Genomic DNA, 14144 nt, shown 5'->3' with positions numbered 1-14144 from the left:
GGCGTGGACTGGGAAAAGCTCAGCGACGGGCTGATCGACGGGGCCGGCCGTGTGGTCGACCAGGGCAAGGAACTCGCCGGGAAGGCGATCGACGTCGGCACCGACGTGGTGGGCGCGGGACTGGACAAGGTCGGTGCGCACGACTGGGCGGACGAGGTCGAGGACTGGGGGGACGCGACCGCGTCCTCACTGGGAGCGGAGGTCGCGGAGCGTCAGCTCGGGCAGAGCGAGGAAGCCGATGAGCTGATCCACGGCAAGCCGGAGAAGGTCGCCGCGACGGTGAAGAACCTCCGCGACTTCCAGCGCGCGTTCGGTCTGGTCGGCAGCGGGATGAAACGGCTCGATTCCGGCCACTGGAAGGGCGAGGCGGCCGACGCCTTCCGGCGGAGGTTCGAGACCCTGCCGACGGACTGGCTGCGTGCGTCGGACGCGTTCGAGGATGCCGCCAAGGCGCTGGAGACGTACGCGCAGACGGTGACCAGCGCACAGGGCAAGGCCCGCGAGGCGATCGCCCTGTACAAGGAGGGCAAGCAGGACTACGAGAGGGCCGCTGCCGCGTTCCGGGAGAAGGCCGAGGCGTACAACGCCGCCCGCAGCACGGACCATCCGCTGCCGCACCCGGGCGAGTTCTCCGACCCGGGGCAGGCCAAGCGACAGCATGCGCAGGAGATACTGCGGCATGCCCGGCAGGCGCGCGACGAGGCCGCCGCAACGGCCAAGAGCGCGATCACCACCGCCATGGCGCACGCGCCGAAGGAACCCACCGGCCTGAACCGGCTCAAGAACGAGGCCTACGACCACGTGGTCGGGCAGGGCATCGAGCTCGCCCACTTCGGCGGCGGAGTCGTCAAGGGCGGTGCCGGGCTCGTCAACTTCGTCCGCTCGCTCTCCCCGACGGACCCGTACAACCTGACCCACCCGGCCGACTACTACAAGGGCGTCCACACCACGCTCGCCGGCCTCGTCTCCACCGGCGCCCGTCCCGACCGGGCACTGAAGAACGCCTGGGACTCGGCCAAGGAAGACCCGTCCGAATTCACCGGCCGTCTCGTCCCGGAACTGATCGGTACCAAGGGCGGCGGACTCGCACGCGGCGGCCTGAGGGCGGCCACGAAGAACGCCCTCAAACACCCCACAGGCAAGAACCGGCACGGACACGAGAAGAACCCCGACTCCAGCGCCAAGAAATGCAGCGAGGTCAAGTGCGCCGGAGACCCCGTCGACATCGCCACCGGACGCATGCTGCTCCCACAGACGGACATCGCGCTGCCCGGCTCGCTGCCGCTCGTCTTTGAGCGAGTCTTCGACTCCTCGTACCGGGCCGGCCGCTGGTTCGGAACCGGCTGGTCGAGCACGGTCGACCAGCGCCTGGAGATCGACGCGGAAGGCGTGGTGTTCAGCTGTGACGAAGGCAGCCTGCTCGCCTATCCGCACCCCGCGCCGGGGGTTCCCGTCATGCCCACGCACGGCCGCCGCTGGCCCCTGGACCGGGTGGACGGCGGCTACACCGTCACCGACCCCGAAACCGGCCGCGTCCGGCACTTCGTCGACCAACCCAACGGCGAGCCGGCACTCCTGGACCGGATCGACGACCGCAACGGCCGCTGGATCACCTTCGAACACGACGAGACCGGTGCCCCGACTTCGATCGTCCACCACGGCGGCTACCACCTGAAGCTCACCACGAACGACGGCAGGATCACCGCCCTCCACCTGGCAGGCGCCGCCCCCGACGGCACCGACCAGGAAATCCTCCGCTACGGCTACACCGATGGCCACCTCACCGAAGTTGTCAACTCCTCCGGCCGCCCCCTGTGCTTCGGCTACGACGGGCTCGGCCGCATCACGTCGTGGACGGACACCAACGGCAGCCGGTACGACTACGTCTACGACGAGCATGACCGATGCGTGTACCAGACCGGCACCAGCGGTCACCTCGAAGCCCGCTTCACCTGGGACGACACCGACCCCGATACTGGGCTGCGCATGACATCGATGACGGACGGCCTCGGCCACACCACGCGATACGTGATCAACGAACGCTCGCAAGTGGTGGCCGAGATCGATCCGCTGGGAGCCGCCACCCGCTTCGAGCACGACCGGTTCCACCGGCCTCTGTCCGTCACGGATCCCCTGGGACACGTCACCCGGTCCACGTATGACGAGCACGGCCACCTGACCTCGGTGACCCGTCCGGACGGGCGGGAACTGACCGCCGAATACAACGCCCTCGGCCTAGCGGTGCGCGTCAAGGGAACGGACGGGACAGTCACCCGACAGACCTACGACGAACGCGGCAACCGCACGTCGGTCACCGACGCGTCGCATGCCACCACACAGTTCACGTACAACGAAGCGGGCCACCTCACCTCGGTGACCGACCCCCTTGGCCACACCACGCGCATACACAGCGACCGGGCCGGACTCCCGATGGAGATCACCGACCCGTTCGGCGCGGCAACACGCTCGGAGCGTGACGCGTTCGGCCGCCCGACAGCCCTCGTCGACGCTCTTGGAGCGACCACCCGGCTGGAATGGACGGTCGAGGGCCGACTCGCCCGGCGTATCGCCCCGGACGGCACCGAACAGTCCTGGTCCTACGACGGCGAAGGCAACTGCCTGTCCCATACGGACGCCATGGGCAGGGTCAGCCGCTTCGAGTACATGGACTTCGACCTGCTGACCGCACGCACGGGGCCGGACGGTGTGCGTCACGAGTTCACTCACGACGCCAACCTGCAGTTGACCCGGGTCACCAACCCGCTGGGGTTGAGCTGGAATTACATATACGACGCAGCAGGCCGCCTCACCTCCGAGACAGACTTCGACAACCGCACGCTTACCTACACGCACGACAGCGCCGGGCGGCTGACTGCCCGCACCAACGGCCTCGGCCAGACCATCCGGTACGAGCACAATGAACTGGGCCGACTCCTCCGCAAGGACGCGGACGGCGCGATCAGCACCTTCGAGTACGACATCTTCGATCAGCTCGCCGTGGCCACCGGCCCCGACGCAACCCTGACCCGGCTGCGCGACCGGTACGGGCGCCTCAGGTCCGAGACCGTGAACGGCCGCGCACTCATCTACACCCACGACGTTATCGGCCGCCAGGTCTCCCGTACGACGCCGTCCGGAGCGGTGAGCGAATGGCAATACAACGCGGCCGGTCAACGCGCCACACTCACCACCGCGGGCCGCACGCTTTCGTTCGCCCACGACGCCGTCGGACGGGAGATCACCCGCCACGTCGGCGGGACGATCAACCTGACCCATGAGTTCGACACCATGGGCCGCCTCACCGGCCAGCAGACAACGGCCCACGACCACAGCGTGCAGCACCGCACCTTCACCTACCGCGCCGACGGCAACCTGATCGGCATCGAAGACCAACTCTCGGGCCACCGCCGCTTCGACCTGGATGCGGCGGGGCGCGTCACGGCCGTCCACGCGGCAGGCTGGTCGGAGACATACGCGTACGACGAAGCAGGCAACCAGACCCACGCCTCCTGGCCCACCACTCACCCCGGCCAGGAAGCGACAGGACCGCGCGCCTACACTGGCACCCGCATCACCGACGCCGGCCACGTCCGCTACGAGCACGACGCTCAGGGCCGCATCGTCCTACGCCAGAAGACCCGCCTCTCCCGCAAGCCGGACACCTGGCGCTATGAATGGGACGCCGAGGACCGCCTGACCTCCGTCACCACACCCGACGGCACCCGCTGGCGCTACCTCTACGACCCACTCGGCCGCCGCATCGCAAAACAGCGTCTGTCCGCCACCGACAATGAATCGGTGACGGAAGAAGTCTCCTTCACCTGGGACGGCACAACCTTGTGCGAACAGCTCACCCGCACGGACAGCCTGCCCAACCCGATCGCCCTGACCTGGGACCACCAGGGCTTCCAGCCACTGACCCAGACGGAGCGCATCCTCTCAGCGGACACCTCGCAGACCACGGTCGACGAACGCTTCTTCGCCATCGTCACCGACCTCATCGGCACCCCGACCGAACTCATCGACGAGTCGGGCACCCTCGCCTGGCACACCCGCAGCACACTATGGGGAACCACAACCTGGGCCGCTGCCAGCACCGCCTACACACCACTCCGCTTCCCCGGCCAATACTTCGACCCGGAAACCGGCCTCCACTACAACTACTTCCGGCACTACGACCCGGAGACGGCCCGGTACCTCAGCGCGGACCCCTTGGGCCTGAAACCTGCCCCAAACCCGGCAACGTATGTAAAAAACCCTCACATCTGGTTCGACCCATTGGGTCTCGGGCCCTGTCGCGAATTAGGGTTGAGTACCGCTGCACAAAGGGCCCTGGAAAAACTTGAGAACATCAAGCAGGACCCCCTGGGGGAAATAAATTCGACCCCCAATCATAACCACTATGATGCCGCACGGAGGGAGGCCAATGGTGAAGTCGTGGCCCGCAAGCCGGACGGGACTCCCTTCGACCACATAGCCGATCTGAAGCAGGCCCGAAATGGACTCGACAAGGTTCGAAAAGTGATCGAATTGGAACTCAGGCAACTTCCGGAGTCACTCACCGAGCGTGGACTGGAGGTTCTAATGAGTAAACAAGGCGAGGTCAACAGGCTACTGAATGATCTGAACGGATTCCTGCACTCCATTGGGCATCGATGAGCAACCAATGAGTCCCTCGATGAAATGGCAAGCCAGATCAAAGGAAAGGTCACAGTGAGCGAACCCATCAATCAAGAACTCTCATTGGAAGAACTTGACGGTCATCAATGGCCCGAGCCTTCGCCGAACGTGACAGGTCTCGTCAAGAGCATTCACGCCTTGCGCAAGCGTCCCATCAAAAGTTTGACCATCGAGGACATGCGACGACTGATTGGCCAAGACGTGGGATTGCCGTGGCTAATCCCGATGGCTTTGAAGACGCTACGAGATACTGCGCATTCTCAGGCGGAAGGGGGTTTCTACGATGATGATCTACTGTCTGCCGTCCTGACCCGGAGCCCGGAAACATGGCAGGCCATGCCACGTCTGGCCCAAGATCTCAGGGAAATCTTGACGGCTCTTCGAGACCTGTCTCCATATATCGAATCAGAGGTCGAAGGGTTCCTTTCCAATTTCCCGAACACCACTTGAAAATCGATCAGGCTCTCCAATGTCGGACGTGCGGACCGTTCCCACTGCTCAATGGATGTGTGAATTTAACGACTGATCCTGGTTATTGAAGTGGTGAGTGGTAGGCCGGGGCCAGGCGGCCTGTGTGGCAATCCCTCATACCTGGCCCGATCCTCTGGGGCTGAAGCCATGCAAGCCTCGGGCATCCGCGGTAGATTCCGACTGGGCGACCAAAGGGGCGCATATTCACATCACGCCAAAAAGGGCTCTGAGTGCGAGGTCCGTGACCATGGGAATGACCTTCGACAACGACTGGAAACGGTGACGGGCGCACCGCTGCCCATCATGCCCCGGTTCTCGGGTAACTCCGTGCGTGTCGCGTACTACACGGATGTGAAGGAACGTGAGTGGTTCCTCCTGGCCACCTTCGGCAGCCAGGAATGGCTGTGGGACACGCCCGACGTCCTCCGATTCGACCCGGAGAGCCGGGAACTGGCCGGTGCCGAATTCGAACTGCCGGGGAAGTTCGCTTCCACTGAGGACTCCGCCCGCGTTCCCTTCCTGCCCGCAGCGCGCGGGCGGACTCCGCGCGGACGAGGTACGGGACCTTCCGGCTGGAGGTCGGTCGAGACCGCTGAGCCGCATATGGCGCCGGAGAGCCCCTTCGTCGAGCAGAGTCCAGGCAGCCGGTGTCCTTGACTCGGTGAGAAGCCGACTGCGTTCCGCGTGACTGATAACGCACTCGCCAATTTGCCCTACCTTAATGGTGGATATTGGCGAACATGCCTTCCTATCACAGGAGGTTGACATGAAGCTCATCGGCTTTTACTGAGAGATGGATCCAGGATATGAATCTTCCTGGGGAGAACCTATCCCTCCTCCTCAATCAGGAGCAGGGAAGTATCCGGTTCGCGACGTAGTCAAATACCTGAAGTCGGGTTACCCCATCTTCGATGTTATGGAAATGACAGCGGATGTCATTGAAGGGGCCTTCCATGTGCCAGGTGGATCACCGTTGCTCACCGACGGTCATTTTGTTTGGCGTGAGGACTTGGCGCCACACGTCGAGCGATACGTTATCGACCTGCCGCAGGAGTTTCTTGACGCTGCGCGAAGCCACGGCTTCCGTACTCCTCCCAGCGGTCACGAGGCACTCCTGAAGATCTCCATCGAAGCAAGCAGGACGCTGGGGTTCCGCCCTGCGTGAAGCAGCCCCGTCGGGGAGGCCGTGACTGACTACGGATGTATGCCTGCGGTTCGGGCCGTCTGCGGCCTTGCGGCAGCCCTGTATGTCTCGCCAGGAGCGAGGGATGCCATTGCCATGAATGGCCCAACCGCAATCAGGTTGGTGCGGCGTGCGGTTGCGCGGCTCGACGTAGGGCGGTTCAGGCTCCGAGGCTGTCACCCTTGACCGCCGCGACGAATGTCGTCCAGCCGTCGGTCGAGAAGACGAGCGCGGGGCCGTTCGGGGTCTTGCTGTCGCGGACGGGGACGGTGGCGTGGCCGCGTGCGACCTCAAGGCACTCGCCGTTCGCTCCTCCGCTGTGGCTGGACTTGTACCAGCCGCTGTAGACCGTCGAGTCAGTGGCGCTGAGATTGGTGTGCATGCTGGTGCTCCTCCGCGATGGTCCTGACGAGGTCTACGGACTCTCGATGCGAGGCCGCATCACTCAGGGCGAGAGAGTAGGCCGTTCGGCACGATTCGACCAACGCCGGTTCATCCATGAGGTTTCCGGTGAGAAGACCCTCGACGTAGGCGACCGGCGCGGCGTCCAGGAAGTCTAGAAGGTAGACCATGCTCTCCAGTAGGGCGTGTGCTCCAGCCGCCAGGGTCAGCACATGCAGCCGCAGACGGCCGGCATCCGCCATGTCCGCGATCTTGCGCAGCTGTTCCGCCATCACGGCCGGGCCGCCGATCTGACGCCGGAGCGCCGCTTCGTCGAGCAGTGTCCAGGCGACCGGTGTTCGTGACTCGGTGAGGATCCGACCACGCTCCGCGCGGCTGACGACGAACTCGTCAAGCTGTTCCTTGCGGTAGTTGGGGCGATAGGCCTGGAACACCGCTCGGGAGTAGTCGGCGGTCTGGAGCATTCCGGGGATGAGTGCTGCCCCGTACTGGCGGATCTCTGAAGCCTCGCGCTCCAGCTCCGCCACCGCCGAGAAGTAGAGGGCGAACCGGGAGTCCAGATCCCGCAGCCACCTGACAAAGAACCCGTCAGTATTCAGCGCCAGGTCGATCCGTTGCGCGTCATCCGGCTTCGGCAGTCGTCGCCCCGCCTCGTAGTGGCTGATCAACGTCGGCGAGCACACCACCTGGTCGCCCAAGGCTTCCTGGGTCAGCCCGGCCGCGACCCGCCTCAGTCTCAGCTCTTCCCCGTACTTCTCCCTCGGCGTGCGCGGCCTCCGTTCCATCGCCATCGGCACAACTCCTTCTTCTGACCAGCGCGGTGTCAAGCCCGAACTCCTTGAGCGTACGCAGGCGCGACCCCACTCTGTGATGAGGTCGCCACAGAACGCATCCGTTCGTGGGCAATTGCGTAAGGAGAGCACGTCGTCATGAAGTATCTCGTCCGCCGACTCACCAAGTCGTTGGTGAGCTTGGTGCGCCCGGCCCCGGCTGTTGCCCGGCCGTACTCCTGTGTGTACGTGGCAGGTCCCGTCACCGTTCACCGAGCGGCGGAGGCCGCCGCGTGACCGGGCAGGAGGGAGGGGCGGATGGCTGCGGCACCGTGCGGTTGTTGCCCTGGACCAGGGCGGACGGCGGGCCGTGTTACGCCATCGGGGACGGAACCGGTCATGTGTCGCGGATGGCCGACGGCATCGAGAGCATTCAGCTCGGCATGGCGGACGACCTGCTCGGTCATGCCGACGCCCTGTTGGCGGACGGGCGGGTGACCGGCAGCGAACTGCACTTCCTGGCATCGCGGTTGACGGAGTCCCTGCGGGACGTCAAGCGGATCGCGGAGAGCCGGGGAGTCCGGCTCGTGCAGTTGGGTCCGACAGGGCCCCGGTGAAGTGGCCGGAGGTCACAACGCCGCTGCTCCTGAGGTCAGCCAGATGACCAGCCTGATCAGAACGAGCGCGTCGACCACGGTTCCGGCGATGAGCGGCACGCTGCTCGTGCGGCGCAGGAGGAGGCGGATACCGCACCAGGCTCCGTAGGCCGCCAGGCCGGTCGAGGCGAGCAGGAGAAGGGCCGTCAGCCATCCCGGCCCGTTCAGCCGTGTGAAAAGGACGATGACGACGTAGGCCAGCAGCAGCTGCGGGAAGCCCAGCAGCCACACCTTCCTGACGTCGGCCGCATCGGGGACGGCGGGGAACGGGGCGGCGGCCGGTCGCGGTGATGCGGAGGTCGGCGCGGAGGGCGGGAACGGCGCGTCCCCGCTCAGCACCCGCACTGCACGCGCGGCCAGTTCCGAAGCCTGCATGTACGACCTCCCCCTGGGGCCGAACGTTTCGGAGGGAAACGCGCAGACGTCTCAAGCGTACGGTCCGACAAGGGAGTTGGCGCTGGTTCGGGTGCGTCTGGTGGCCAGTTCCGTGCCGCACGGAAGTTACCAGGAGTGTTCCCGGTAACGGCGACGCGTGTTCCCGGAAGCGGTGACACGTGTTCCCGGAAGCGGTGGCACGGGCTCCTGGGAGCGACGCCTGAGAGGAAGGAGCCGCGCGTCGTGGACGGCACCAGGGGCTCGACGAGGTCACCCAGCGCCGGATCGCCACGAGCTACACCGTCGCCTTCTTCCGTCGTTACCTCACGGGCGACATGTCGACGCAGCCGCTCCTGACCGGTCGGGAGAAGCCGGCCGACGTGCCGGACGTGGTGAAGGTGGAGTACGTGAAGCCCCACTGAGGCCCAACGAGGCTCCGCCGAAGCCCGCCGGAAGCTCGCCGGAAGCCCGCCGGAAGCCCGCCGAAGCCCGCCGGAGCCCACCGAAGCCCGCTGAAGCCGTACCGATTCGGTGCGGCTTCGGCGTCGGTCCTTCCGGCTTCGGCGCCGGTCGGCCACCGGTCCCGCCTCGGCTCGGTCGTTCCGGCCGGGCGTCGGCCTTCCGGGTCAGTCGCCGCCTCGACCGTCCTTCTCGGCGAGCGTCCTGATGCCGTCGAGGGTGGTCTCCATTCCGGCACGCAGATCCTTCAGCCGGAAGGCGATGATCTCCTCTTCCCGGTCCGGCATCTTCTCGATGGCCACGGTGAGCCCGCTGCGACCCGGCCCGAGGCGGACCGTCTGCCGCAACAGGGTGCCCGTGCCCTCGGCCTCGATCTCGTAGCGCCAGGACGCCAGGCATCGCTCCGGGTCCAGCGTCGCCTCGCCGTACCGCCCGTTCACGTCCAGGACGGCCCAGGTGAACGCGCGCCGTTCCGCCACCTCGGTCACCTGGGAGACGGTCTGCCAATCGCCGAGCCTGTCGTTGTGGTTGAAGCCCTCGAAGCGCGCACCCACCACGGGACCGTCCGCCCCGTCGAGCCAGACGACGCGCTTCAACTCCGGGCTGAACCGGGTCGGCAGGTGGATGTCCGTCACCATGTCCCACACCCGCGGCACGGCCGCCTCGACATGGACGGCGCACTGCATGCTCGGACCATCGGCGTATCTCAAAGCATCTCCCTCTTTGATCTTCCTTTCATCTTCTCGCTCTTCGAAGGCGCTCCCCTTCTTTCCTTCGGAGGCGCCCTCCTCGTCGCGCCCATTGATCATTCCGATCGCGCTCCCCGTGCGCAACGGTCCGGGCCCGATCCCCCGGAGGGGCCCCGAAGTACCCGGGGAGTGGCATTCCGAGCCGCGCCCCTACGTCCGGCGAAGCCCCCGTCCCGCGATGTCGGTGCCGCCCGATACCGTCGGAGCATGTCCAACATGGCCGTCCTCGAAGGTGTGCTGGAGCGCATCACGTACGCCAACGAGGAGAACGGGTACACCGTCGCCCGCGTCGACACGGGTCGCGGCGCGGGTGATCTGCTGACCGTGGTCGGCTCGCTGCTCGGCGCCCAGGTCGGTGAGTCCCTGCGGATGGAGGGGCGCTGGAGCTCGCACTCCCAGTACGGCAAGCAGTTCACGGTCGAGAACTACACGACCGTGCTGCCCGCCACCATCCAGGGCATACGCCGCTATCTCGGCTCCGGCCTGATCAAGGGCATCGGCCCGGTCATGGCGGACCGGATCACCACGCATTTCGGCGTCGACACCCTCGACATCATCGAGAACGAGCCGAAGCGCCTGGTCGAGGTGCCAGGACTCGGACCGAAGCGGACGAAGATGATCGCGGCGGCCTGGGAGGAGCAGAAGGCGATCAAGGAGGTCATGGTCTTCCTCCAGGGCGTCGGCGTCTCCACCTCCATCGCGGTACGCATCTACAAGAAGTACGAGGACGCCTCGATCTCCGTCGTGAAGAACCAGCCCTACCGGCTGGCCGCCGACGTCTGGGGCATCGGCTTCCTCACCGCCGACAAGATCGCCCAGGCCGTCGGCATCCCGCACGACAGCCCGGAGCGGGTCAAGGCGGGACTGCAGTACGCGCTGTCGCAGTCCACCGACCAGGGGCACTGCTTCCTTCCCGAGGAACGGCTGATCGCGGACGGGGTGAAGCTGCTCCAGGTCGACACCGGCCTGGTCATCGACTGCCTCGCCGAACTGGCCGAGGACCCGGAGGGCGTCGTACGGGAGAAGGTGCCGTCGCCCGAGGGCGGCGAGATGGTCACCGCCGTCTATCTCGTGCCGTTCCACCGGGCCGAGGTCTCGCTCGCCGCGCAGGTGCGGCGGCTGCTGCGGACGCCCGAGGAGCGGTTGCCGGCCTTCGAGGACGTCGACTGGGACAAGGCCCTGGCCTGGCTCGCGACGCGCACGGGGGCGTCGCTGGCGCCGGAGCAGGAGGCAGCGGTACGGCTCGCGCTCAGCCGCAAGGTCGCCGTGCTGACCGGAGGCCCCGGCTGCGGGAAGTCGTTCACCGTCCGGTCCATCGTGGAGCTGGCCCGGGTCAAGCGGGCCAAGGTGGTGCTGGCCGCGCCCACCGGGCGGGCGGCCAAACGGCTCTCCGAGCTGACCGGGGCCGAGGCGTCGACCGTGCACCGGCTCCTGGAGCTCAAGCCGGGCGGCGATGCCGCCTACGACCGGGACCGGCCGCTGGACGCCGATCTCGTCGTCGTCGACGAGGCGTCGATGCTCGATCTGCTGCTCGCCAACAAGTTGCTGAAGGCGGTGGCACCCGGTGCCCATCTGCTGCTCGTCGGGGACGTCGACCAGCTCCCGTCGGTCGGCGCGGGGGAGGTGCTGCGCGACCTCCTCGCCGACGGCGGCCCCGTTCCGGCGGTCCGGCTGACCACGATCTTCCGCCAGGCCCAGCAGTCCGGGGTGGTCACCAACGCACACCGGATCAACTCCGGGGTGCCGCCCCTCACCCAGGGCCTCAAGGACTTCTTCCTCTTCGTGGAGGACGAGACCGAGGACGCGGGCAGGCTCGCGGTGGACGTGGCGGCCCGCCGCATCCCGGCCAGGTTCGGCCTGGACGCGCGGCGCGACGTGCAGGTCCTCGCCCCGATGCACCGGGGACCGGCCGGCGCGGGCGTGCTCAACGGGCTGCTCCAGCAGGCCATCACGCCGGGCCGGCCCGACCTGCCCGAGAAGCGCTTCGGCGGCCGGGTCTTCCGGGTCGGCGACAAGGTCACGCAGATCCGCAACAACTACGACAAGGGCGAGAACGGCGTCTTCAACGGCACGGTCGGTGTCGTCACCGCCCTCGACCAGGACGAACAGAAGCTGACGGTCCTCACAGACGAGGACGAGAAGATCGACTACGACTTCGACGAGCTGGACGAGCTGGCCCACGCCTACGCCATGACGATCCATCGCTCCCAGGGCAGCGAGTACCCCGCCGTCGTCATCCCCGTCACCAGGAGCGCCTGGATGATGCTCCAGAGGAACCTGCTCTACACCGCCGTGACCAGGGCCAAGAAGCTCGTCGTCCTGGTCGGCTCACGGCAGGCGATCGGCCAGGCGGTCCGCACGGTTTCCGCGGGCAGACGCTGTACGGCGCTGGATTTCCGGCTGGCGGGAGCTTCCGGCGGAGGGTCCTCGGGAAAAATGATCGATCAAATCGGTGGGAAACATCACGCAGCCCTTCCGGAACCGGAACGGACGGGGCAGGATGAGTAGGCTCGCGGCACTCAGTGCCGCGAGTAGGTCCAATGGACGACCTCGAGTGCACTCTCCTGGGCCGAATGGGGGAGGGTGGAGATAGTCAGGGAACCTCGAAGAAGAGGCACTACGTCGGTGAGGGATGACGTGAGCGAGCACACCAACAACGCTGTAGTACTGCGGTACGGCGACGGCGAGTACACCTACCCGCTGATCGAGAGCACCGTCGGGGACAAGGGCTTCGACATCGGGAAGCTCCGCGCCAACACCGGTCTGGTGACGCTGGACAGCGGGTACGGCAACACCGCGGCCTATAAATCCGCCATCACCTACCTCGATGGCGAGCAGGGCATTCTGCGCTACCGCGGCTACCCCATCGAGCAGCTCGCCGAGCGCTCGACGTTCCTCGAGGTCGCGTACACCCTCATCAACGGTGAGCTTCCCAAGGTCGACGAGCTGTCGGCCTTCAAGAACGAGATCACCCAGCACACGCTGCTGCACGAGGACGTCAAGCGGTTCTTCGACGGATTCCCGCGCGACGCCCACCCAATGGCCATGCTGTCCTCGGTGGTCAGCGCGCTGTCCACGTTCTACCAGGACAGCCACAACCCGTTCGACGAGGAGCAGCGCCACCTCTCGACGATCCGGCTGTTGGCCAAGCTGCCGACGATCGCCGCGTACGCGTACAAGAAGTCGATCGGCCACCCCTTCGTCTACCCGCGCAACGACCTCGGGTACGTCGAGAACTTCCTGCGCATGACCTTCTCGGTCCCCGCCCAGGAGTACGAGCTGGACCCGGTCGTCGTCTCCGCGCTCGACAAGCTGCTCATCCTGCACGCGGACCACGAGCAGAACTGTTCGACCTCCACCGTGCGTCTGGTCGGCTCCTCGCAGGCGAACATGTTCGCCTCGATCTCCGCCGGCATCTCGGCGCTGTGGGGCCCGCTGCACGGCGGCGCCAACCAGTCGGTGCTGGAGATGCTGGAGGGCATCCAGGCCAACGGCGGCGACGTCGACTCCTTCATCACCAAGGTGAAGAACAAGGAGGACGGCGTCCGGCTGATGGGCTTCGGCCACCGCGTCTACAAGTCCTTCGACCCGCGCGCCAAGATCATCAAGGCCGCCGCCCACGACGTGCTGTCCGCGCTCGGCAAGTCCGACGAGCTGCTCGACATCGCGCTGAAGCTGGAGGAGCACGCGCTCTCCGACGAGTACTTCGTCGCGCGCAACCTCTACCCCAACGTGGACTTCTACACCGGTCTCATCTACCGGGCCATGGGCTTCCCGACCGAGATGTTCACCGTGCTGTTCGCGCTCGGCCGCCTCCCGGGCTGGATCGCCCAGTGGCACGAGATGATCAAGGAGCCGGGTTCCCGCATCGGCCGCCCGCGCCAGATCTACACCGGCGAGGTCCTGCGCGACTTCGTCCCGGTCGAGAGCCGCTGAGTCCGAGCGGACAGAGCCCGGGCCGATCGAGCCCGGGCGGGCAGGTCCCGAGCCATTGAGGCTCGTGGCACCTCGCACCATTCCGGCCGCCGGTCGGCCGGTGGTCTTCGCCCCGTGTACCGCGCTGTCGCACAGAGCGCGGAGCACGGGGCGATTCGCGTTCCGGGGCAGTGCGTGTTGCGGGGTGCGCGTTGCGGGAAGGGCGGCGGACAGGGAGAAGCGCCCCGCCGTCGATCCCCCCACGGGCCGACAACGAGGCGCTTCCCATATCCCGGAGCGGATTCCCCCCACGGGATCCGGCCGGGTGTCTGCGGGAGCCGAGGCTCCTGGGCGTACCCTCGCCCACTGCGAACTGCGTTCTTCACTTGTACTTCCGGTGCGATCTGCCGGGGTACGTACGCACGGGAGGGCCGCTCAAAGCTCCCCGGTGCACGTGCCCCGGCCAACGCTTGCCCGAAGCGTC

10 protein-coding genes are annotated in these 14144 nt (G+C 66.5%); 6 read left to right on the top strand and 4 right to left on the bottom strand.

Annotated features, from left to right (window positions below; genetic code table 11):
- The first annotated feature begins 3 nt into the window (after positions 1 to 3).
- Together AMK22_RS08985 and AMK22_RS08975 are read left to right on the top strand one after the other, a co-directional pair.
- Positions 4 to 4659: a putative T7SS-secreted protein gene (locus tag AMK22_RS08985; protein WP_079185998.1), complete on the top strand. Its 4656-nt coding sequence runs from the start codon at positions 4 to 6 to the stop codon at positions 4657 to 4659.
- Between the two features lie 24 nt (positions 4660 to 4683).
- A complete protein-coding gene (locus AMK22_RS08975; RefSeq protein WP_242433889.1) occupies positions 4684 to 5130 on the top strand; it encodes a contact-dependent growth inhibition system immunity protein in 447 nt (148 codons plus the stop codon).
- Between the two features lie 1364 nt (positions 5131 to 6494).
- Here AMK22_RS08975 and AMK22_RS08965 read toward each other — a convergent pair.
- Positions 6495 to 6716, bottom strand: coding sequence for a DUF397 domain-containing protein (locus tag AMK22_RS08965; RefSeq protein WP_073783135.1), 222 nt, complete (start codon positions 6714 to 6716; stop codon positions 6495 to 6497).
- Positions 6691 to 7527 (bottom strand): helix-turn-helix domain-containing protein, encoded by an 837-nt coding sequence (locus AMK22_RS08960; protein WP_073783134.1) that lies wholly within the window; start codon positions 7525 to 7527, stop codon positions 6691 to 6693. Before AMK22_RS08960 ends, AMK22_RS08965 begins: the two co-directional genes overlap by 26 nt.
- Before the next feature lie 138 nt (positions 7528 to 7665).
- Here AMK22_RS08960 and AMK22_RS39450 point away from each other — a divergent pair, with 138 nt between their 5' ends.
- Both AMK22_RS39450 and AMK22_RS08955 read left to right on the top strand, forming a co-directional pair.
- Positions 7666 to 7803: a hypothetical protein gene (locus tag AMK22_RS39450; RefSeq protein ID WP_158072033.1), complete on the top strand. Its 138-nt coding sequence runs from the start codon at positions 7666 to 7668 to the stop codon at positions 7801 to 7803.
- Entirely contained in the window at positions 7800 to 8123 is a 324-nt protein-coding gene (locus AMK22_RS08955) for a hypothetical protein (protein ID WP_199883166.1), read from the top strand. The genes AMK22_RS39450 and AMK22_RS08955 overlap by 4 nt, the downstream gene beginning before the upstream one ends.
- A gap of 12 nt (positions 8124 to 8135) precedes the next feature.
- Here AMK22_RS08955 and AMK22_RS08950 read toward each other — a convergent pair whose 3' ends face one another.
- Together AMK22_RS08950 and AMK22_RS08945 are read right to left on the bottom strand one after the other, a co-directional pair.
- On the bottom strand, positions 8136 to 8537 hold the full coding sequence (locus tag AMK22_RS08950; protein ID WP_073783132.1) for a hypothetical protein: 402 nt from the start codon (positions 8535 to 8537) through the stop codon (positions 8136 to 8138).
- A 626-nt stretch (positions 8538 to 9163) separates the two neighbouring features.
- Positions 9164 to 9682 carry an SRPBCC family protein gene (locus AMK22_RS08945; RefSeq protein ID WP_242433888.1) on the bottom strand — a complete coding sequence of 173 codons (519 nt, stop codon included), beginning with the start codon at positions 9680 to 9682 and terminating at the stop codon, positions 9164 to 9166.
- 270 nt (positions 9683 to 9952) lie between these two features.
- Here AMK22_RS08945 and recD2 point away from each other — a divergent pair, with 270 nt between their 5' ends.
- Positions 9953 to 12253 carry an SF1B family DNA helicase RecD2 gene (gene recD2, locus AMK22_RS08940; RefSeq protein WP_073783128.1) on the top strand — a complete coding sequence of 767 codons (2301 nt, stop codon included), beginning with the start codon at positions 9953 to 9955 and terminating at the stop codon, positions 12251 to 12253.
- Between the two features lie 129 nt (positions 12254 to 12382).
- On the top strand, positions 12383 to 13681 hold the full coding sequence (locus AMK22_RS08935) for a citrate synthase (protein WP_073783126.1): 1299 nt from the start codon (positions 12383 to 12385) through the stop codon (positions 13679 to 13681).
- Positions 13682 to 14144 lie beyond the last annotated feature (463 nt).

It is taken from the genome of Streptomyces sp. CB01580, from assembly GCF_001905795.1.
Taxonomy (GTDB): domain Bacteria; phylum Actinomycetota; class Actinomycetes; order Streptomycetales; family Streptomycetaceae; genus Streptomyces.
This window is presented reverse-complemented; position numbering and strand designations above follow the sequence as displayed.

Coding starts and splice junctions, on each gene's coding strand:
- AMK22_RS39450 (WP_158072033.1), top strand. CDS start 7,666: ATGAAGTATCTCGTCCGCCGACTCACCAAGTCGTTGGTGAGCTTGGTG.
- recD2 (WP_073783128.1), top strand. CDS start 9,953: ATGTCCAACATGGCCGTCCTCGAAGGTGTGCTGGAGCGCATCACGTAC.
- AMK22_RS08960 (WP_073783134.1), bottom strand. CDS start 7,527: ATGGCGATGGAACGGAGGCCGCGCACGCCGAGGGAGAAGTACGGGGAA.
- AMK22_RS08965 (WP_073783135.1), bottom strand. CDS start 6,716: ATGCACACCAATCTCAGCGCCACTGACTCGACGGTCTACAGCGGCTGG.
- AMK22_RS08975 (WP_242433889.1), top strand. CDS start 4,684: ATGGCAAGCCAGATCAAAGGAAAGGTCACAGTGAGCGAACCCATCAAT.
- AMK22_RS08945 (WP_242433888.1), bottom strand. CDS start 9,682: ATGCAGTGCGCCGTCCATGTCGAGGCGGCCGTGCCGCGGGTGTGGGAC.
- AMK22_RS08950 (WP_073783132.1), bottom strand. CDS start 8,537: ATGCAGGCTTCGGAACTGGCCGCGCGTGCAGTGCGGGTGCTGAGCGGG.